Raw genomic sequence first — 21,232 nt, forward strand, 5'->3', positions numbered from 1 at the left:
ATTCCCCTATGGTTCAGATCGTATCGACTTCGGCTCGCTTGTTCGCGGGCTCACTTCTTGCTGGTTCATTGCTGATTTCCGCCGCATCGGCGCAGCAGCCGCAACCCCTGCGCATCCGTGGTGCCATCGAAGCCGTCAACGGCGCGGTGCTGACGATCAAGACGCGTGACGGCGATGAGCGCAAAGTGAAGATGACGGACAATGTCACCGTCACCGGCATTGCCAGAACGACAATGGCCGAGGTGAAGCCCGGCTCCTATATCGGCGTGACCGGCATGCCGCAGGCCGACGGGTCGCAGAAGGCCATCGCGATCCATATCTTTCCGGAAGCGATGCGCGGCACCGGCGAAGGTTCGCGCCCCTGGGATCTGCGCCCCAACAGCAGCATGACCAATGCCACCGTCGATCAGAAGGTCCAGGCCTCCGATGGCCAGACGGTGACGGTGAAGTACAAGGACGGGGAAAAGAAAGTGACCGTGACGCCTGACACACCCATCGTGACATTCGTGCCGGGCAACAAGGATGAACTCAAGCCCGGCGCCAAGATCATCATCATGGGCGCTACCAAGAAGGATGACGGCACTTTCGAGACGGCTCGGGTCAATGTCGGGCTGGATGGGCTGACGCCGCCGATGTAGGAAAGTCGAAACAGCGGAGGAGCTCTTGCGCAGGCCATTCCTCACACCGTGCCTAATCCTCGGATCTCTGTTGTTCTCTGCGCTGCAATTCGTTGCTGCGCAGACACTTGCTCCGACAGAGCGCGTGCTGAACCTACCCGTTCATGGCGGCGATCAGCAGCGCGCGCTCTACGTCAGTCCATCGCATCCACGCGCGACCATCGTGATGCTGCCCGGCGGAGCAGGCGATGTAGGCATCGCCCGGGATGGCGAAATAGCGCACGGTAACAACTTCGTCGTCCGCTCGCGCGTGCTCTGGAATGCTGCGGGTTTCGCGGTGCTGATCCCCGACGCCGTCGATAGTCAGAACTTGCGCGGGCTGCGCAGCTCGCCGCAATATGCAGCACTTGTCGGCGATCTCGTCGCTGCGGCTCATGCGCAGGCGCCGGGACCGGTCTTCCTGCTCGGGACCAGCCAAGGCTCGATTGCGGCGATGAACGGCGCAGCGAATCTGCGTGACGGTCAGATCGCAGGTATCGTGCTCACTGAGTCGGTGTCGCGCCTTGGTGGCAGCCACGAGACGGTGTTCGACGCGCATCCTGAACGAGTCAATGTGCCCGCACTCGTCGTTGCCAATTCAGACGATCGCTGCAATGTCGCACCGCCGGAAGACGCCGACAAGATCGCAGCAGCGATGAGTGGCGCGCCGCGCGTCAAGGTCATCAGGGTCAGTGGCGGAGATCAGCGCTCATCCACGGATTGCGGATCGCTGTCGCCGCACGGCTATTACGGCATCGAGCAAAAAGTCGTCGATACGATCACCGCGTGGATCGACGCGGCGATCTGACGAGGCCTCACTGCACCAAAACGTGCCTGTCGATCTCGGCGATCGAATTCACGCCGCACAGGCCCATGGTCACGCTGAGTTCGTTGCGCAGGATGTCCAGCGCCTTGGTCACGCCGGGGCCGCCATAGGCGCCGAGACCGTAGATATAGGCGCGGCCGATCATGCAGGACTTGGCGCCGAGGGCGAGCGCACGCATCACGTCCTGCCCCGAGCGGATGCCGCTATCGAACATCACTTCGATCTCCGAGCCGACCGCATCGGCGATCCCCGGCAATACCGAGATCGACGACGGCGCGCCGTCGAGCTGACGTCCGCCGTGGTTGGAGACGACCATCGCCTGCGCGCCGACCTTCACGGCTTCGCGGGCATCCTCGATATCGTGAATGCCCTTGATCACGATCTTGCCGGGCCAGATGCTGCGGATCCAGTCGAGATCCTTCCAGTTCAGCGACGCATCGAATTGCGATGCCGTCCACTCCGCCACTGAGCCGAGATCGTTGGTGTTCTTCACGAAGCCGGCGATGTTGCCGAAGTTGCGCCGCTTGGCTTTCAGCGTCCGCACCAGCCAGCCGGGCTTGCTCATGAAATCGATCAGGTTCTTCACATTCAAGATCTGAGGCGGCACCGACAGGCCATTCTTGATGTCGGCATGACGCTGGCCGATCACCTGCAGATCGACGGTCAGCACCAGCGCGCTGCACTTCGCCTTGATGGCGCGCTCGATCAATTCCTTGATGAAGCCGCGATCCTTCATGACATAGAGCTGAAACCAGAACGGCTTTTCGACATTCTCGGCGACGTCTTCGATGGAATTGATCGACATCGTCGAGAGCGTATAGGGAATGCCCGCCGCCTGCGCCGCCCGGCAGGCGTGAATTTCGCCGTCGCCATATTGCAAGCCGGTTGAGCCGACCGGCGCGCAGATCAGCGGCATGGTGGCCTTCTCACCGAGGATGGTCGTCGAGGTGTCGCGATTGGCGATGTCGACCAGAATACGCTGGCGGAACTTCAGCTTCTGCAGATCCTCGCAATTCGCACGGAACGTGTCTTCGCTATAGGAGCCATGGTCGACATAATCGAAGAACGCCTTCGGCACGTTGCGCTTGTGCTCGAGGCGAAGATCTTCGATGCAGGTGATATGCTTCATGAGATGTCCCAGCCGTTCTTGTCTTTGCTTGTATTTGCTTGTTTCGGTGTCATCTAGCATGGTTAGGCGGTCCGCCATATCATCCTTGTCATTGGAATGTCGTCGAAATTGAAGGAGGCCAGAATGTCCGGCTCCAAGACAAATCCAGCAGGCCACGGGGCCGGCAAGGCTCCCGGCAAGGCAGCCGAGGACGAAGAAAAGCGACAGCTGGAAGTTGCGCTGGACGAAGGACTGGAGGAGACTTTTCCGGGCTCCGATCCGGTCAGTGTGACCCAGCCTGCCCATTCAAAGGCGGACGCGCATATCAAGCGAAAGGGCTGAGCGGGCCGGGTTCCGGTCAGCTGATGCTCCATCGAAGGCATTACATGAAAGGTTAAGGTATATAAGTAATATCAATGGCTTGTCATTAATTACGTATTCCGGGCCTTGGTAATGATTCATCATATTTTTTGAAGCGATTTTAGGGGCCCGAGCCTTATAAGTCCGTCACATATATGGCGCTGCCAATGGGTCAGTCGCCTGAGACAGGGTTTTGAGCCCTCGCGCGAAGCGCGAGGGCATTGGGGGTTACCATGAGCCGTAAATATTTCGGGACAGACGGCATTCGCGGCCGCGCCAATGGTCTGATCACGCCGGAACTGGCACTGAAGGTTGGGCAGGCCGCAGGTCTTGTGTTTCAGCGCGGCGAACATCGTCATCGTGTCGTGATCGGTAAGGACACCCGGTTGTCCGGCTACATGATCGAAAATGCGATGGTGGCAGGCTTCACGTCGGTCGGCATGGATGTGCTGCTGGTCGGGCCGATGCCGACGCCCGCCGTGGCGATGCTGACCAAGTCGATGCGCGCCGATCTCGGCGTGATGATTTCCGCATCGCACAATCTGTTCGAGGACAACGGCATCAAGCTGTTCGGACCGCTCGGCTACAAGCTGTCGGATGATGTCGAGAAGCAGATCGAGGAATTGCTCGACGAGAATCTCGACAAGAGACTGTCGCAGAGCGCCAGCCTCGGTCGGGCGCGCCGCATCGACGGGGTGCATGATCGCTACATCGAATTTGCCAAACGCACGCTGCCGCGAAATCTCAGCCTCGATGGTTTGCGCGTCGTCATCGATTGCGCCCATGGCGCCGCCTACAAGGTGGCGCCGGAGGCGCTCTGGGAACTCGGCGCGGACGTCATCTCCATCGGTGTCGAGCCGGATGGTTTCAACATCAACAAGGAATGCGGATCGACCGCACCGGAAGCGCTGAGTCGCAAGGTGCGCGAGATGCGCGCCGATATTGGCATTGCGCTGGATGGCGACGCCGATCGGCTGATCATGGTCGACGAGCGTGGCCATCTGGTCGATGGCGATCAGTTGCTCGCCGTTATCGCGCAGAGCTGGAAGGAAGACGGGCGGCTTGCCAAGCCAGGCATTGTCTCCACCGTGATGTCAAATCTCGGTCTGGAGCGCTTCCTGAAGGGGCAGGGCATCGATCTCATCCGCACGGCAGTGGGTGATCGCTATGTGCTCGAGCAGATGCTGCAGCACGGCTACAATGTCGGCGGCGAACCCTCCGGCCATATCATCATGTCGGACCATGCGACGACAGGCGACGGTTTCGTAGCCGCGCTGCAGGTGCTGGCCGTGGTGACCAAGCTCGGTCGGCCGGTGTCGGAAGTTTGCCACCTGTTCGATCCGTTGCCGCAGATTCTGAAGAATGTGCGTTATCGCAGCGGCAAGCCGCTCGATGATGCGGAAGTGAAATCCACCATCGCTGCCGGTGAACAGCGCCTCAACGGCCATGGTCGTCTCCTGATCCGCCCGTCGGGCACGGAGCCGGTCATCCGCGTAATGGGAGAGGGCGATGACCGCGTGATGGTCGAGGAAGTGGTGGATTCCATCGTTGACGCGCTGGGCCACGCAGCCGCGGCGTAAAATTCCTGTTCGTTCGCTCTGGCTAAGGCGCCAGCGCGATGACTGCCGAGCTGATATGAAGAGCCGTCTTGCCCGAATATTGATCGGGTGAGGCGGCTCTTTTGCGTTTTGATAGTTCGCGTTGGAGCGCTTTCGAGCGAAGTGGGCACCGGTTCGCATCAAGGAAACGCGTCAGCAAAAAGCTGGAGCCTCGGTTTTGATCCGGTCAGAGCCGAAGGCTCCGGGCAGGTAAGTCCTCGTTAACACCTGGCGATGCCGCGGCGCATTGCAGCGCGGTTTGATAGCAAGACATTGTTAGTAACTGTGGCGACGCAGTGGCGTGATGGAATTTGCGTGCATTTTCGTCACCAAATATCAACCTTAAAAGTTAGGGTTAAGCGCCGCTTAAGGAGTTGGTGTCATCGTCCGTTTGTGAGTTTCCGAGTGTGAGGCCTCCATTAGTTGCCTCTTTGGCCCAAAAGGACGAAGCCAATGCGTAGCGTTAAATTCATTCTGGCCGCGGGCGCGGCTTCCCTGATGTCGACCGCCGTTCTCGCTGCCGACATGCCCATTGCTCCACCGCCCCAGATGTATGCGCCGCCGCCGGTCGAAGATTTCGGTGGCTGGTACCTGCGCGGCGATATCGGTTTCAGCAACCAACGCGTCAAGAACATCGAGATGGGTGACGGTCGCAACGCCAATCTCCTCTCGCTTCAGCAGACCACTGCCTTCGATACGGCTGGCATCTTCCAGCTCGGCGTCGGTTATCAGTTCAACAACTGGTTCCGCGGTGACATCACCGGCCAGTATCGCGGCAATTCGAACTTCAAGGGCACCGATCACGTGACGTTCCCGTCGAGCGGCCTCGTCGGTACCGGCGTGAACAACTACAACGCCACCAAGTCCGAATGGGTCGTGATGGCCAACGGCTACGTCGATCTCGGCACCTGGTGGTGCGTGACCCCGTTCGTCGGCGCCGGCGTCGGTATGGCTCGCGTCAATATCGGGAACTACACGGATAACGGTGCGATCAATGTCGGTTCCGCCGGCGGCGTGCCCTTCATCGGCGGCCCGTTCCCGAGCTACGCAAGTGCACCTGCTGCATCGAAGTGGAATTTCGCATGGGCCCTGCACACGGGCCTGGCTTACAAAGTCAATCCGGCAATGACCGTCGAACTCGGCTACAGCTACATGAATCTCGGCGATGGCCAGACCGGGCCGGTCTCGACTTATGACGGCTTCACCCGCGGCGTGGCGATGCAGTTCAAGGACATCACCTCGCATGACCTGAAGCTCGGCGTGCGCTGGAACCTCGACAGCCCGCCGGCCTACGCGCCGCCGCCGTTGATCCGCAAGGGCTAAGGCAAGCGCTCATCGCCTCAACTATCTTAAGAGATCTTAACGGCGCGGGAGCTTCCTGCGCCGTTTTGTTTTGCACGGGTAGTATCATCGCAACCAATGATTAAGGTTAACAGCGGATGATCGGGACAGTTCGGTGAGTTGAGGAATTGTCGTGATGCATAGACTTCTGATCGCTGCAGCACTGCTGGGCGCAGTGCAAACCGCTCAAGCCGCCGACATGCCGGAGTTCCCGGCGCTGCGCGGTTCGTTCCCTGAGGGACTGAGCCGCGACCGCCCGACATGGGAAGGCTTCTATGTCGGTGGGCAGGCCGGATACGGCACTTCCGACGAGAAGTTCACGGGCTCCAACTCGAACATGACGGCGGCCCTGCTCGCCAATACTCTGGTCGAAAGCGAGATGGGCGTGTCGCAATGGCCGCTCAGCTTCTCGAAACAGTCGTCGCATGGACACGGTTATGGTGGCTTTGCGGGTTACAATTCGCAGTGGGATGACGTCGTCATCGGCCTTGAAATGAGTTATCTGCACGGCAAATTCGGCGGTTCATCGACGGGGTCGATGTCCCGCATAAGCTCTCAGCCGCTGTCGGATGGTGACTATCATTCCGTCACGTCGTCGGCGACAAGTTCGATCAACATCACTGATATAGGCACATTCCGTGCGCGTGCAGGTTACGTCTGGGGCGGCTTCATGCCCTATATGTTCGGCGGCGTTGCGCTCGGTCAGGCTGATACGGTCCGATCAGTCAGGATCGACGGGGACGTTACCGCGGGGCCGGCCTCGACCACCCCGCCAAGTCTGCTCGGGCCAAGGCAGCCGTTGTCCGCGACCAGCGGGCAATATAGCCGCCTGATCTATGGATACACTGCAGGCCTCGGCGTTGACGTCAATCTCGTCGGCGGTCTATTCCTGCGCGGTGAGTGGGAATACATCCGCTTCACATCCGCGGTTGATACCACCATCAACACCGTACGCGCCGGTGTAGGCTATCGGTTCTGATCTGACACGTCGCGGCGCGGCCTCCTCGTTACGGGACGTCTCGCTGTTGACATGTCGCGATGCAGGTGATGCTTTTACCCCGTCCATCGCGGCGGGGCAGTCATCATGAAAATCTACGGCGATCTGAATTCGGGCAATTGCCTGAAGGTGAAGTGGGTGAGCGATCACCTCAAACTTCCCTATACGTGGATTGATATCGACACCAGCAAGGGCGAGAGCCGGACGCCGGAGTTTCTGGCGCTTAACGGCGCCGGCCAGGTGCCGACCGTCGTGCTCAATGACGGTCGCCCGCTCGCGCAGTCCAATGCCATCATCCGCTATCTCGCCCGTGGCAGCGATCTGATCCCGACCGATGCCTATGACGCCGCCAAGATGGATGAATGGCTGTTCTGGGAACAATACAGCCACGAGCCCTATATCGCGGTGTGCCGCTATCAGATCGTCTATCTCGGCAAGGCAATTTCGGATCTCGATCCCGAAAAGCTGAAGCGCGGCTATTTCGCGCTGGTGCGCATGGAGCATCACCTGACGACATCGCGTTTCCTTGTCGGAGATCGCGTCTCGCTGGCCGACGCATCGTTGCTGGCCTACACGCGCGTCGCCCATGAGGGGGGCTTCCATCTCGACGGATACGCGTCGATCAGGCGCTGGATCGCCGACAGCGAGAAGGCATTGGGCCTCGTATGAGCACGAAGATCGTATTGCGGCCGGCGCGCCGTGAGGACGTCGCTGCAATTGTGGCGATGTTGGCTGACGATGCACTCGGCCGTGGCCGCGAGCGTATCGAGGATCCGCTGCCGCAATCTTATTACGATGCCTTCGACAAGGTCGCGCATGACCCAAATATCCGGTTGATGGTTGCAGAAGGCGGCGACGGCAGCGTGGTCGGATGCCTGCAGCTCTGCATCTTGCCGGGCTTGAGCTCGCAGGGCGCTTCGCGAGCGCTCATCGAGGATGTTCGTGTTTCGACGACGCTGCGCAGCCAGGGTATCGGCGAACAACTGGTGCGATGGGCCATTGGCGAGGCACAGGCGAGGGGATGCAAACTCGTCGAGCTGCTGACGCATCAGACCCGGGTCGATGCCCAGCGATTCTATAAACGGCTCGGTTTCGCTGGCAGTCATGTGGGTATGACGTTGCGGTTCTAGAACGCGTCATCATCATGTCGTCCGGCGGACGCTGCGCGGCGCCGTTTATTGCAAGGCATCAGCAAAACCGGTGGTGGTACGCCGGGGACGGGCGACGTCATCCGGCCATCAATCACGCGTGATAGCCCGGAAGTCGCTTGACGCTCCGGGCCGGTTCCCATATCCACGCCAGCGGGACACCTCCCCCCAACGGGAGGCTAGCTATCTGGAAGGATAGAATATGACTGCAGCGAAGCCCGCTTCGCGGCCTAACGTGCCGCATTTCTCCTCCGGCCCCTGCGCCAAGCGCCCCGGCTGGACCCCCGAAAAACTCACCGACGCAGCCCTTGGCCGTTCGCACCGTGCGAAGATCGGCAAGAACAAGCTCAAACTCGCGATCGATCTGACGCGTGAAGTGCTTGAAGTGCCCGCCGATTACCGCATCGGTATCGTGCCGGCATCGGATACGGGCGCTGTCGAGATGGCGCTGTGGTCGCTGCTCGGGCCGCGTCCCGTCACCACCATCGCCTGGGAATCCTTCGGCGAGGGCTGGGTCTCCGACATCGTCAAGGAGCTGAAGCTCAAGGACGTCACCAAGCTGCATGCCGGCTATGGCGAACTCCCCGACCTGTCGAAGGCCGATCCGAACTCGGACATCGTCTTCACCTGGAACGGCACGACCTCCGGCGTGCGCGTGCCGAATGCCGACTGGATCAAGGCTGACCGCGAAGGCCTGACCATTTGCGACGCGACCTCGGCCGCTTTCGCGCAGCCGCTCGACTGGGCGAAGCTCGATGTCGTCACCTTCTCCTGGCAGAAGGCGCTCGGCGGCGAAGCCGCACATGGCATGCTCGTGCTGTCGCCGCGCGCCGTGGCGCGTCTGGAGAGCTACACGCCGCCATGGCCGCTGCCGAAGATCTTCCGCATGACCAAGGGCGGCAAGCTCAACGAAGGCATCTTCGTCGGCGAGACCATCAACACGCCGTCGATGCTGTGCGTCGAGGATTATCTCGATGCGCTCGGCTGGGCCAAGTCGGTTGGCGGTCTCAAGGCGCTGATCGCGCGTGCCGATGCCAACACCAAGGCGCTCGCCGACTGGAAAGCGAAGACACCGTGGATCGACTTCCTCGCAGCCGATCCCGCGATCCGCTCCAACACGTCGGTGTGCATGAAGGTGATCGATCCCGCGATCACCGCGCTCTCGCCGGACGCGCAGGCTGACTTCGCCAAGAAGCTGGTCGCAGCCGTCGAGAAGGAAAATGCCGGTTTCGACTTCGCGCATTATCGCGATGCGCCGGCCGGTCTGCGCATCTGGTGCGGTGCCACGGTCGAAGCCAAGGACGTCGAAATCCTCACGCAGTGGATCGACTGGGCCTTTGCCGAAACCAAGGCCTCACTCGCCAAGGCGGCTTAGTTGCTCTTAACCTCTCCCCGCCTAGCACAGCTTCGCTGTGCGCGGGCGGGGAGAGGTCGGACATCGCGCGAGCGCGATGTCCGGGTGAGGGGCATGGCACTCAACTCTCCTCACTCCTGCATTCTCGGGTCGAAAGCGGCCCCTCATCCCGACCTTCTCCCCGTAAGAACGGGGAGAAGGAGCCTGCTGCGTTTGTCGCGCCTACACCGGCTCCCATTTCGAGGATCACATCCATGACCGCCCCCAAAGTTCTCATTTCCGACGCTCTCTCTCCCGCCGCCGTGCAGATCTTTCGGGATCGCGGCATCGACGTCGACTTCCAGCCGAACCTCGGCAAGGACAAGGACAAGCTCGCCGAGATCATCGGCAACTATGACGGCCTCGCCATCCGCTCGGCCACCAAGGCGACCGCGAAGATCCTCGAAAAGGCGACGCGCCTGAAGGTGATCGGCCGCGCCGGCATCGGCGTCGACAATGTCGAAATTCCCGCGGCGACCGCCAAGGGCATCATCGTGATGAACACGCCGTTCGGCAATTCGATCACGACAGCCGAACATGCGATCACACTGATGCTCTCGCTCGCCCGCGAGATCCCGCAGGCCGATGCGTCGACGCAGGCCGGCAAGTGGGAGAAGAACCGCTTCATGGGCGTCGAGATCACCGGCAAGACGCTGGGCGTGATCGGTTGCGGCAATATCGGCGCCATTGCCGCCGACCGCGCGCTCGGCCTGCGCATGAAGGTCATTGCCTTCGATCCGTTCCTGTCGCCGGAGCGTGCCAAGGACATCGGCGTCGAGAAGGTCGAGCTCGACGACCTCCTCAAGCGCGCCGACTTCATCACGCTGCACACGCCGCTCACCGAGAAGACAAAGAACATCATCGATGCCGCTGCCATCGCCAAGATGAAGTCCGGCGTGCGCATCATCAACTGCGCCCGCGGCGGTCTGGTCGATGAGCAAGCGCTGGTCGATGCGCTGAATAGCAAGCATGTCGCCGGCGCTGCCTTCGACGTGTTCGTCGAGGAGCCGGCCACCAAGAACGTGCTGTTCGGCCATCCCAATGTGATCTGCACGCCGCATTTGGGCGCATCGACAACCGAAGCGCAGGAGAATGTCGCGCTGCAGGTCGCCGAGCAGATGTCGGATTATCTGCTGTCGGGCGCGATCTCCAACGCGGTCAACTTCCCGTCGATCACCGCGGAAGAAGCGCCGAAGCTGAAGCCGTTCATCGAACTCGCCGAGAAGCTTGGCTCGTTCGCGGGCCAGCTCACCGAGACCGGCATTGCCAAGGTGCAGATCACCTATGAAGGCGCGGTGGCCGAAATGAAGATCAAGGCCCTGACGTCTGCTGCATTGAGCGGGTTGCTGCGGCCGATGCTCGGCGACGTCAACGTCGTCTCCGCGCCGGCCGTTGCCAAGGAGCGCGGCATGGTAGTCGATGAAGTGGTACGCGCGGCGCAGAGCGATTACGAAAGCCTGATCACCGTCACTGTTATCACCGAACGGCAGGAACGCTCGGTGTCCGGCACTGTTTATCATGACGGCAAACCGCGGCTGGTTGATATCAAGGGTATCCGCGTCGATGCCGAATTCGGGAAGTCGATGATCTATGTCACCAACGAGGACAAGCCGGGCTTTATCGGAAAGTTCGCCTCGCTGCTCGGCGATGCCAAGGTCAACATCGCAACCTTCCATCTCGGCCGCAACGAACAGGGCGGTGACGCCATCGCGCTGGTGGAGATCGACGGCGTTGTGCCGGCCGATGTGCTGAGCAAGGTGCAGGCGCTGCCGCAGGTGAAACAGGCCAAGGCGCTAACATTCTGAGTGTCTCTTACTTAAACTGACATTGCCGAAATCCCCGTCCGAAAGGCGGGGATTTTTTCGTTTTGCGGAAAATGTTCACATTCAGGTCGGCGCGGCAGGTTTGCCCCCGCCCCGCACGTGTAAGGATTTGGGAACACTACCCCGATACATTTTACTCCGAGGAATCAGCGATCGAAAATCGCACGCCCGGGGGAATACAGCCGTGAAGCTCGCCAATATCCGTATTACGTACAAGCTCGTCGTTCTGGTGGCCGTGACCATGATTGGCCTCTGCGCCGCGGGCATTCTGGCCGCCTATATGGTCAAGAGCGAGATGCTCTCCGCGCGAACCGAGCAGCTGAAGTCGATCGTCGAAATCGGGACCAACGTAGCGGCCAGCATCCAGAAGGATGTCGCAGCAGGCAAGCTCACCAAGGAAGCCGCGACCGCCGAGCTGGTACGCCGCATCGAGCCGATGACCTATGACAACGGCAACTATCTGTTCATCTACACGATGGACGGTGAGGTGGTTCATCTGCCGGGCTTCAAGGCGGGATCCAACCGGCTCGACGTCAAGGTCAGTGGCGTTGCCATTACGCGTGAATTCCGCGACGGCGTCGCAGCCAACGGCACCAAGATTCTGACCTATGAATTCCAGAAGCCCAATGAGCAGGTCCCGTCGCGCAAGATGGGCTATGCCGCGGCGCTTCCCGGCTGGAACATGTTTATTGCCACCGGCGCCTATCTCGATGACCTCGACGCTCATCTGAAACCGATCATCTGGGCGCTCGGCCTGGCCATGCTGGCCATTGCCGCCGTAGCGGGTGCGATCGCGTGGCTGATTGGTCGCAGCATCACCAAGCCGCTCGGCATGCTGGGATCGCGCATGGAGTCGCTCGCCAATGGTGCGCTGGATGAGGAAATTCCCGGCGTTGGCCGTAGCGATGAAGTCGGTGCGATGGCCAAGACGGTTCAGGTGTTCAAGGACAATGCGCTGCGTATCCGTTCGCTGGAACAGGTCGAGGCGGATGCGCAGGGCCGTATCGCCGCGGAGCGCCGCGCCGCCATGGAGGCGATGGCCACGGATTTCGAGCGCAGCGTGACGGGTATCGTCCGCTTGGTCTCCACCGCCGCAGTCGGTATGCAGAGCACCGCGCAGTCGATGACGGCGACGGCAAGCGATGCAAGCTCGCGCGCCGCGACGGTCAGCGCAGCTTCGACGCGCTCGTCCGATAATGTCAGCACGGTTGCGGCAGCTGCGGAGGAATTGTCGGCGTCAGTCAGTGAAGTGCTGCGTCAGGTATCGGCCTCCAGCGAGATCGCCAGCAAGGCGGTGGGTGATGCCGAGCGCACCAATGCGACCGTTCAGATCCTGTCGAGCGGCGCTGAGAAGATTGGCGAAGTGGTACAGCTGATCCACAGCATTGCCTCCCAGACCAATCTGCTGGCGCTGAACGCGACCATCGAAGCCGCACGTGCCGGCGAGTCCGGTCGCGGCTTCGCGGTGGTGGCATCCGAAGTGAAGGCGCTGGCCAGCCAGACTGCCAAGGCCACCGAGGAAATTTCGGCGCAGGTCGCCGCCATGCAGGCATCGACCAGCGAGGCCGTTGCATCGATCGGCGCCATCACCGGGACCATCGCCCAGATGAGCCAGATCACCAACACGATCTCTGTGGCGGTGGAGCAGCAGGGCACAGCGACGCAGGAAATCGCGCGCAACATTCAGTCGGTGTCGGCCGGCGCGAATGAGATCAGCAATCATATCGGCGGCGTCAGCAGCGCAGCCGAGGCCACCGGCTCCGCGGCGTCACAGGTGCTGTCGAATGCAAAGGAGCTGGAGAGCCAGTCCGGCATGCTGCGCACCGCCGTGGATGAATTCCTCGCCAAGGTGAGAGCAGCCTGAGTCAAATCCTTCCCCGAGCGCGGCTTAGCTGCGCTCGTGGAGCTACCAGGCTGGACTTGCCTGAACTATTGAGCTTCGGCCGCTGCGTCGTATCGCAGCACCACCAAATTTAAAATCTGCATAATGATAGTTCATAGTGGTGCGCAGCTACCTGTAGCGCGACTTTTGGTGCATTCGAGGTAACCTATAACCGCGGTTGCAAAAACGGAACTACACACCACTTCACGAACTCGAAACTACACCCTGCGATGGTGACTCGCTTATTTCAGCGCGCCTTACAGGGATACTTCCCATGAATCGTTTGAAAATTTCGATCGGCCTTCGCCTCTACAGCATCATTGGCTTGAGCTTTCTTGGCCTCGCCGGGCTGGCCTGGATGCAGCTGAACACCCTCGGCGACTCCCTCAAGCAGCAGCGTCAGAGCGAATTGACCCATCTCACGGAGCTGGCGCTCGGCATCGCGCAGGAAGAATACGCGACGATTCAGCGTAGCGGCGTGTCGGACGAGGCCGCGCGCAAGACCGCAGCAGCGCGTATCGGTAAACTGCGCTACGGCAATGGCGATTACTTCTGGATCAACGACCTGCAGCCGCGCATGGTGATGCATCCGATCAAGCCCGAGATGAACGGCAGCGATCTCTCCGGCAACAAGGACCCGAACGGCAAGCGGCTGTTTGTCGAATTCGCCGATGTCGTAAAGAAGCAGAAGGCCGGCTTCGTCGATTATCTTTGGCCGAAACCCGGCAAGGACGCACCGCAGCCGAAGCTCTCTTATGTCGTCGGTTTCGAGCCCTGGGGCTGGGTGATCGGCACCGGCGTCTATATCGACGACTTGCAGGTACAGCTCTGGGAGAGTGCGCGCACCGTGATGATCGCGGCACTCGCGGTCATTGTCATTCTCGGCGCGCTTGCCTGGATGATTGGCCGCAGCATCACCATCCCGCTTCGCCGGCTCGGCGCGCGCATGCGCGGTCTCGCCGATGGCGCGCTGGATGAAGCGATCCCCGACGTCGATCGGGGCGACGAGATCGGCGCCATGGCCGCAACGGTTCAGGTGTTCAAGGACAACGCGGTGCGTATCCGCGGGCTCGACAAGATCGAGGTGGAATCGCAGGCCCGTGTTGCTGCCGAACGCCGTGCGGCGATGGAAAGCCTCGCCGATGATTTCGAGCGCAGCGTCAACGGCATCGTGCGTTCCGTCTCCACCGCCGCGGCTGGTATGCAGAGCACCGCGCAGTCGATGACGGCGACAGCAAGCGACGCGAGCTCGCGCGCATCGACGGTCGGTGCGGCATCGGCGCGCTCATCTGACAATGTGAGCACGGTTGCGGCGGCGGCTGAAGAACTATCGGCATCGGTCAGCGAAGTGCTGCGTCAGGTCGCAGCCTCGAGCGATATCGCCAGCAAGGCCGTGGGCGATGCGGAGCGCACCAATGCGACGGTGCAGCAGCTCTCCAGCGGCGCCGAGAAGATTGGCGAGGTCGTGCAGCTGATCCACAACATCGCATCGCAGACCAATCTGCTTGCGCTGAACGCAACCATCGAAGCGGCACGCGCCGGTGAATCCGGCCGTGGCTTCGCGGTCGTCGCGTCGGAGGTGAAGGCGCTGGCGAGCCAGACGGCGAAGGCGACCGAGGAAATCTCGGCGCAGGTTGCGGCGATGCAGGCGTCGACGCAAGAGGCTGTCAACTCGATCAACGCCATCACCGGCACGATCGCTCAGATGAGCCAGATCACCACGACGATCTCGGCGGCAGTGGAAGAGCAGGGTTCGGCCACGCAGGAGATCGCGCGCAACATCCAGTCGGTTGCCGCTGGCTCGAGCGAGGTCAGCGCTCATATCGGCGGCGTCAGCGCAGCGGCGGAAGCAACGGGGCAGGCGGCAGGCATGGTGCTGTCGAATGCAAAGGAGCTGGACGGCCAGTCGAGCATCCTGCGCAAGGCGGTGGATGAATTCCTCGCGAAGGTTCGCGCAGCGTAGAGCCTTTCCTCTTCTCTCGCGGAGAGCGAGCTCTTGTAGCGCTGCAATCGTTGCTCATCATCAAGTATCACAGGCTCGATGATTTGCGGGTTTGGTTTGTAAAGAACAAAAAAAGGTCTGTTCGGTATTCTTCTCCTCAATTGGTATTTGCACCCGCGACCTTTTTTGGAGAACTCATTGTGAAGATAAGTAATCTGACGATCACGCCCAAGCTAGGTATTCTGGTGGGTGTCATGTTGCTTGGTCTGTGCGCGTCTGGCGTTCTCGCGGGATATTTCGTTCAGCGCGAAATGATGACCTCAAGGATCGAGGAGCTTCGCCACTTCGTCGATGCCGCGCGCAGCGTGGCGATTGGATTGCAGAAACAAGTCGACGCCGGCCAGCTCACCAAGGAAGCCGCGATGGCTGAATTCGGTCGTCGTGCAAACACGATGACCTACGACAACGGCGCTGGCTATCTGTTCGGCTCCATGATGGACGGCGTGACGGTGTTGTCGCCGGATGCCAAGCAGATCGGTCAGAACCGTCTCGATGTGGTGACCAATGGCAAGGCGATCGGTCGCGAGTGGCGCGACAGTGTTGCTGCCAAAGGCGAGCACACGATGTTCTATGACTACGTCAAACCCGGCCAGACGGAGCCGCTGCGCAAGGTTGCCTATGCCGCCGCGATCCCGGGATGGAACATGTATGTGGGCGCCGGAGCCTATCTGGAAGACCTCGATGCCAGGTTGAAGCCGATCATCTGGGCGCTCGGTTTGGCGATCCTTGCCATCGGTGCGGTCGCGGGCGGTATCGCCTGGATGATCGGTCGCAGCATCAGCCGCCCGCTCGGTCAGCTCGGTGCGCGGATGCGCACGCTGGCCGATGGCGCGCTCGAAGACGACATTCCCGGGACCGGGCGCGGCGATGAGATCGGTGCGATGGCTTCGACCGTCCAGGTCTTCAAGGACAATGCGGTCCGGATTCGCGGGCTCGACAAGATCGAAGCCGAGACGCAAGCGCGCGCGTCTGCCGAGCGGCGTTCGACCATGGAGAGCATCGCCGATGATTTCGAACGCAGCGTCAACGGGATTGTTCGCTCGGTATCGACGGCAGCGGCAGGGATGCAGACCACCGCACAATCCATGACGGCGACCGCCAGCGATGCCAGTTCGCGTGCATCGACGGTCGGCGCTGCGTCGGAGCGGTCGTCTGACAATGTCAGCACGGTTGCAGCCGCCGCCGAGGAATTGTCGGCTTCGGTCAGCGAAGTCTTGCGGCAGGTCTCGCAGTCGAGCCAAATTGCGAGCAAGGCAGTCGGCGACGCGGAGCGCACCAATGCGACCGTTCAGCTGCTGTCCAGCGGCGCGGAGAAGATCGGCGAAGTGGTTCAGTTGATCCACAGCATCGCCTCCCAGACCAATCTGCTCGCGCTGAATGCGACCATCGAAGCGGCGCGTGCCGGTGAATCCGGCCGCGGCTTTGCGGTCGTCGCCTCTGAAGTGAAGGCATTGGCGAGCCAGACCGCCAAGGCTACCGAAGAGATCTCCGCCCAGGTCGCCGCCATGCAGGCGTCCACCAGCGAAGCCGTGCTTTCGATCAGCGCCATTACGGGGACCATCGCGCAGATGAGCGAGATCACCACCAGCATCTCCACGGCCGTCCAGGAGCAGGGCGAGGCCACGCGGGAAATCGCGCGCAACATTCAGTCGGTCGCGGCGGGCTCCAGTGAAATCAGCGAGCATATCGGCGGCGTCAGCAGCGCAGCGGAAGCGACCGGGACGGCGGCCTCGCAGGTGTTGTCGAATGCCAGGGAGCTCGACACCCAGTCCGGCATGTTGCGGACGGCGGTGGACGAGTTCCTGACCAAGGTGCGTGCGGCGTAGAGGCTCCTCTTCCCCTCTCTCCCCTTGTGGGAGAGGAAAGTAGATCACGCTCTAACGCAAAAAGCCCTCCCTTGCGGGAGGGCTTTCGTCGTTTCAGGCGGGGGCCTGTTCGCGTTGCTTACTTCGCCTTCAGGAAGTCGGCGACTTCGAGCAGCACGAACTCGTTGTCGTCGGCCTTGTTCGGCTCGCGGCTCGACGAGAACGGCAGGTTGTTGTCGTTGCCGACGATGATGTGGGTGGCGTCAACCTGGTCGACGTTCTCGATGGTGAAGAACGGGAAGGTCAGCACGCCGTCATTCAGCGGCTTGCGGGCCAGCTTGTTCGGGTCCTGGATTTTCATCAGGTCGATGAAACCAATCTTGCGAACGGGCTTGCCGACATTGGCGTCGTTCAGTTCGATCTTGTAGACCTTCTTGAACTTGGCGAGATCCGGGAAGCAGTCTTCACCGCGCTTGCCGTCGGCGCAGGCCTTGTCCTTGGTGCCTTCGCCGTTGTCACGCTCGATGATCAGGCCGTTGTCGGCGGTGATCATGTTGAAGTCGCCAATGGCATTGCCGTTCTGTTCGAACACGTACTGCCAGTAGCGACCGGTGAACTTCTCGTTGGCGACGTCGAATTCCAGGATGCGCGAAGCTTCCTTGCCGTCGACCTTTTCCCAGTCCTTCTTCTCGGCATCCCAGATGGGGCCTTCGAGCAGGCCGTAGAGGAACTTGCCATCCTTGGAGGAGGCGAAGCCTTCATAGCCCTTGGAGCGGCGCAGATTGACGGTGGTGTAGGTGGCGCCCGGCGCACCCGGCGACTGCACCGACCAATGGTCGGGCGAACGCACCGGCTTGCCGTCGGCGACGGTGTCGAACACAGCCAGAACCTTGCCGGTCTTGTCGGCCTTGATGATGTAGGGGCCGAATTCCTCGCCGATCCAGAAATTGTCGCCGACGATCTGGAAGCCTTCGGTGTCGACATCGGCGCCGGTCAGGTAGCGCTTGGCGGTGTCTTCATGAACGATGCGGAACGGCACCTTCTTGTCGGGATCGTGCAGGAACACGGTGGCCTGACGCTCGACCTTGCCGTTCTTCCAGTCGATCTTGTGATGATTGAGATAGATCATGTAGTCGGCCGAATTGTAGCGCGAGCCGGCGCCATTGTCGGTCAGCACCCAGAACGAACCGTCGGGCATCACCTTGATGCCGGAATGGCCCTGCAGCGGCTGGCCCTTCATCGGCAGCGAGATGCCGGTGGCGCGCTCATAGGACTTGCCCATCACGGTGCCGAGCGCGTCGACGCGCTTGCCGGTGGTGTATTTGCCCGAGGTCTTCAGGTCATTCGGTGCGTCGGCAGGGGCGTCGATGGTCGACGTCGCCGGCAGCACGGCATGGCCGGCGAGTTTGGCTGGAAATTCGCCTTCCGACTGCGCAAAGGCTGCGGAAGAAAGCATGACGAGGTAAGCGACGGAGCAGAGGAATGTGCTGCGCATGGTTGTCTCCTTTGTGGTGACCATGCGGCGTGTTCTGGGGCGCGGGCGTTACGCTGCGCTGACAGTTCCGTGACAAGAAAATGACGAGAGGGGAAAACCCTGCGACATGCAGTCGCCGAGTCTGCGGGTTAGGCGCGGTTCCTCTTCGTTCAACCCACGCAAAACCATCGTCATGGCCGGGCAAAGCGCGAAGCGCGGCTTCGCTGGATGTCCCGGCCATCCACGTCTTCTTTGTGGCCGAGACGTGGATACCCGGCATTCGCCGGGCATGACGAACATAGCTGCCGTGCGGTTCTATCTGAAATGCGCCTACTGCTTCTCGATCCCTGCATCCGTGATCAGCTTCTCCCACACCTTGAGCTGATCCTTCAGGAAGGCGTCGAATTCTTCCGGCGTACCGGAAAAGGCTTCCATGCCGCGGTTGGCCAGGTCTTTCTGGATTTCGGGGCGCTCGACGATCTTGCGGATTTCGGCGTTGAGCTTGACGACGATGTCTTTCGGCATGTTGGCCGGGCCGAGATAGCCCTGCCACGACGTAATGTCGAAGCCCTTCACGCCGGCCTCGTCCATGGTCGGCAGATCCGGCAGCAGTTTGGAGCGATATTTGGTGGTCACCGCGAGCGACTTCAACGCCTTGGCGTTGACATGCGGCAGGCCGGTCGGGACGTCCACGAACATCATGCTGACACGGCCGGCGATGACATCGGTGAGCGCCGGTGGTGAGCTCTTGTAAGGCACGTGCAGGAGATCGAGCTTGGCGAGGCGGGCAAAGGTCGCGCCCGAGACGATCGCCGACGAACTGCCCGATGCGTAGGAGTACTTGCCCGGCTCTTTCTTGGCGAGCGCGATCAGCTCTTCCACGGAGTTGGCGGGAATCTCGGGATTGATCACGAGCATGAAGGGCAGGTCGCCGGTGCGCGCGATCGGCGTGAAATCCTTGATCGGATCATAGCTCATGGTCTTGAGCAGAAAAGGATTGGCCGAATGCGTCGTGTTGGTCGTGACGAACAGCGTGTAACCGTCGGCGGGGGCGCGGGCGACGAAACTGGCGGCGATCGAACCATTGGCGCCGGCTTTGTTGTCGATCACGGTGTTGGCGTTCAGCGCGGTGCCGAGCTCCTTGGCGATCAGGCGCGTCGTAGTGTCGGTGCCGCTGCCTGCGGCGAACGGGAGCACCAGCGTGATCGCCCGGTTCGGATAATTCGCAGTTTGTGCGATGGCGGCCGGAGTCGCCAACAGGAGCGCTCCGATAAGCGATGCGCTCGCCACACCGCGAAGAATTGAAAGTCCGTGCATTCCGCTTTTCTCCCTGAATCGGCCTTGGTAGCTCGTGTTTGTTGCGGGCAAACTAGCGGAGGTCGGTGACGCACGAAAGCGGAAAGGTATGCAGTTTAGGTGAGCGCGCTGTCGATGGTGTAGGCCATGCATCGACTTCTCCTGCACCAGGTCGACCTTCTCGCGTTCGTGAGCGACAGCACCTGCAGACGGCCGCTGATCTCCGCAGCATCTCCACGTCGGGGTCGGTGCGAATGCCGGGGCGACCTCCGGAGCACGCACGGTCGGTTCGTTGCGATCCTTCTCGTCGCCGCTACTGCTTCCCGACCAGCGACAGGTTCAGCCCGCGCAGGCGCAAAGCTCTTTGACAAATGCACAGCAGCTCTTATATAAATTAGAATAGTTCTAAACTGAGCAAGGCATTGATATGAAGGCGTTTTCGGACCTCACCGAACGCGAGGTGCTGGCGGTTGCGATCTCCAGCGAGGAAGAGGACAGCCGGATCTATCTCAGCTTCGCCGAGGATCTGGCAGAGCGCTATCCCGATTCCGCGAAAGTCTTCAGCGAGATGGCCGAAGAGGAAAAGGGCCATCGGCATCTGCTGTTGCAGATGTATGAGGAGCGCTTCGGACCGAACCTTCCGCCGATCCGGCGCGAAGACGTCAAGGGCTTCATCCGCCGCCGACCAATCTGGCTCACGCGTAACCTGTCGCTCGACACCATCCGCAAGGAAGCCGAGAGGATGGAGTTCGAGGCCGAGCGCTTTTACGCCAGGGCCGCCGAGCAGGCGACGGATGTCGGCGTTCGCAAGTTACTGGGCGATCTGGCCGAGCTGGAAAAAGGACACGAGCATCTCGCGGCCAAACTATCGGATGCCATCCTGACGTCCGACGTTCGTACGGTGGAGGACAACACCCGCCACCGGATGTTCGTCCTGCAATATGTCCAGCCAGGTCTTGCGGGCTTGATGGACGGCTCCGTATCGACGCTGGCGCCGCTGTTTGCGGCCGCGTTTGCAACACATCACAACTGGCAGACATTCCTTGTTGGCCTCGCCGCGTCGATCGGCGCCGGCATCAGCATGGGTTTCGCTGAAGCATTGTCGGACGATGGCTCCATGACCGGACGCGGCTCGCCGTGGTTGCGTGGCGGCATCTGCGGGCTGATGACGACGCTGGGCGGTCTCGGCCATACTCTGCCTTATCTCGTGCCGGACAGCTGGCCGAATGCATTCTGGATCGCGACGGCCATCGCAGGTGTTGTCGTTTTTTTCGAACTCTGGGCCATCGCCTATATCAGGGCGCGCTATATGGATACGCCGTTCCTGCAGGCCGTCTTTCAGGTGGTGCTTGGCGGCGTCATCGTTCTGGCGGTGGGAATATTGATCGGAGGCGCGTAGTGGGTGGGGAGGCGTCAGATGGCGTCGTTGCGCGGGATGGCGTAGGTTCTATGCGCGGGAAACCCTGCTGCTCGTCCCGCCGATGATGAGTGTGTGCGATGCATGATCGCGGCAGGTGCGATCG

General features: G+C 61.1%; 17 protein-coding genes. 14 read left to right on the forward strand and 3 right to left on the reverse strand.

Annotated elements, in window-relative coordinates; translation table 11 throughout:
* The first annotated feature begins 8 nt into the window (after positions 1 to 8).
* Positions 9 to 638, forward strand: coding sequence for a hypothetical protein (locus tag AB7828_RS27665; RefSeq protein ID WP_441231721.1), 630 nt, complete (start codon positions 9 to 11; stop codon positions 636 to 638).
* A gap of 70 nt (positions 639 to 708) precedes the next feature.
* Positions 709 to 1,464 (forward strand): alpha/beta hydrolase, encoded by a 756-nt coding sequence (locus tag AB7828_RS27670; protein ID WP_441231722.1) that lies wholly within the window; start codon positions 709 to 711, stop codon positions 1,462 to 1,464.
* A gap of 7 nt (positions 1,465 to 1,471) precedes the next feature.
* Here AB7828_RS27670 and AB7828_RS27675 read toward each other — a convergent pair whose 3' ends face one another.
* Positions 1,472 to 2,611: an alpha-hydroxy acid oxidase gene (locus AB7828_RS27675; RefSeq protein WP_175367569.1), complete on the reverse strand. Its 1,140-nt coding sequence runs from the start codon at positions 2,609 to 2,611 to the stop codon at positions 1,472 to 1,474.
* A 123-nt stretch (positions 2,612 to 2,734) separates the two neighbouring features.
* On the opposite strand from AB7828_RS27675, the gene AB7828_RS27680 reads away from it, so the two are divergent.
* The 11 genes from AB7828_RS27680 to AB7828_RS27730 all read left to right on the forward strand — a co-directional run bounded on the left by AB7828_RS27680 (position 2,735) and on the right by AB7828_RS27730 (position 16,960).
* Positions 2,735 to 2,932 (forward strand): hypothetical protein, encoded by a 198-nt coding sequence (locus tag AB7828_RS27680; protein WP_141137017.1) that lies wholly within the window; start codon positions 2,735 to 2,737, stop codon positions 2,930 to 2,932.
* Positions 2,933 to 3,183: 251 nt separating this feature from the next.
* The gene (gene glmM, locus AB7828_RS27685) at positions 3,184 to 4,530 is read left to right on the forward strand and encodes a phosphoglucosamine mutase (protein ID WP_089261706.1); all 1,347 of its coding nucleotides are present in this window, start codon (positions 3,184 to 3,186) and stop codon (positions 4,528 to 4,530) included.
* Positions 4,531 to 5,001: 471 nt separating this feature from the next.
* Positions 5,002 to 5,871 (forward strand): outer membrane protein, encoded by an 870-nt coding sequence (locus AB7828_RS27690; protein ID WP_068731233.1) that lies wholly within the window; start codon positions 5,002 to 5,004, stop codon positions 5,869 to 5,871.
* A 154-nt stretch (positions 5,872 to 6,025) separates the two neighbouring features.
* Positions 6,026 to 6,868, forward strand: a complete 843-nt coding sequence (locus tag AB7828_RS27695) for an outer membrane protein (protein ID WP_441231723.1) — start codon at positions 6,026 to 6,028, stop codon at positions 6,866 to 6,868.
* 105 nt (positions 6,869 to 6,973) lie between these two features.
* On the forward strand, positions 6,974 to 7,555 hold the full coding sequence (locus AB7828_RS27700) for a glutathione S-transferase family protein (protein WP_441231724.1): 582 nt from the start codon (positions 6,974 to 6,976) through the stop codon (positions 7,553 to 7,555).
* A complete protein-coding gene (locus AB7828_RS27705) occupies positions 7,552 to 8,016 on the forward strand; it encodes a GNAT family N-acetyltransferase (protein ID WP_441231725.1) in 465 nt (154 codons plus the stop codon). Before AB7828_RS27700 ends, AB7828_RS27705 begins: the two co-directional genes overlap by 4 nt.
* A gap of 220 nt (positions 8,017 to 8,236) precedes the next feature.
* Positions 8,237 to 9,409: a phosphoserine transaminase gene (locus AB7828_RS27710; RefSeq protein ID WP_089261696.1), complete on the forward strand. Its 1,173-nt coding sequence runs from the start codon at positions 8,237 to 8,239 to the stop codon at positions 9,407 to 9,409.
* A gap of 233 nt (positions 9,410 to 9,642) precedes the next feature.
* Entirely contained in the window at positions 9,643 to 11,232 is a 1,590-nt protein-coding gene (gene serA / locus AB7828_RS27715) for a phosphoglycerate dehydrogenase (RefSeq protein ID WP_441231726.1), read from the forward strand.
* A gap of 202 nt (positions 11,233 to 11,434) precedes the next feature.
* Entirely contained in the window at positions 11,435 to 13,114 is a 1,680-nt protein-coding gene (locus AB7828_RS27720) for a methyl-accepting chemotaxis protein (protein WP_441231727.1), read from the forward strand.
* 292 nt (positions 13,115 to 13,406) lie between these two features.
* Entirely contained in the window at positions 13,407 to 15,095 is a 1,689-nt protein-coding gene (locus AB7828_RS27725; RefSeq protein WP_089261690.1) for a cache domain-containing protein, read from the forward strand.
* A gap of 179 nt (positions 15,096 to 15,274) precedes the next feature.
* Positions 15,275 to 16,960 carry a methyl-accepting chemotaxis protein gene (locus AB7828_RS27730; protein WP_441231728.1) on the forward strand — a complete coding sequence of 562 codons (1,686 nt, stop codon included), beginning with the start codon at positions 15,275 to 15,277 and terminating at the stop codon, positions 16,958 to 16,960.
* 118 nt (positions 16,961 to 17,078) lie between these two features.
* Here AB7828_RS27730 and AB7828_RS27735 read toward each other — a convergent pair whose 3' ends face one another.
* Positions 17,079 to 18,434 (reverse strand): esterase-like activity of phytase family protein, encoded by a 1,356-nt coding sequence (locus AB7828_RS27735; RefSeq protein WP_441231729.1) that lies wholly within the window; start codon positions 18,432 to 18,434, stop codon positions 17,079 to 17,081.
* Positions 18,435 to 18,743: 309 nt separating this feature from the next.
* Positions 18,744 to 19,673 (reverse strand): Bug family tripartite tricarboxylate transporter substrate binding protein, encoded by a 930-nt coding sequence (locus AB7828_RS27740; protein WP_441232325.1) that lies wholly within the window; start codon positions 19,671 to 19,673, stop codon positions 18,744 to 18,746.
* A 463-nt stretch (positions 19,674 to 20,136) separates the two neighbouring features.
* On the opposite strand from AB7828_RS27740, the gene mbfA reads away from it, so the two are divergent.
* On the forward strand, positions 20,137 to 21,108 hold the full coding sequence (gene mbfA / locus AB7828_RS27745) for an iron exporter MbfA (RefSeq protein ID WP_441231730.1): 972 nt from the start codon (positions 20,137 to 20,139) through the stop codon (positions 21,106 to 21,108).
* Positions 21,109 to 21,232: the final 124 nt, after the last annotated feature.

The organism is Tardiphaga sp. 215_C5_N2_1, from assembly GCF_052076055.1.
GTDB classification, from domain to species: domain Bacteria; phylum Pseudomonadota; class Alphaproteobacteria; order Rhizobiales; family Xanthobacteraceae; genus Tardiphaga; species Tardiphaga robiniae.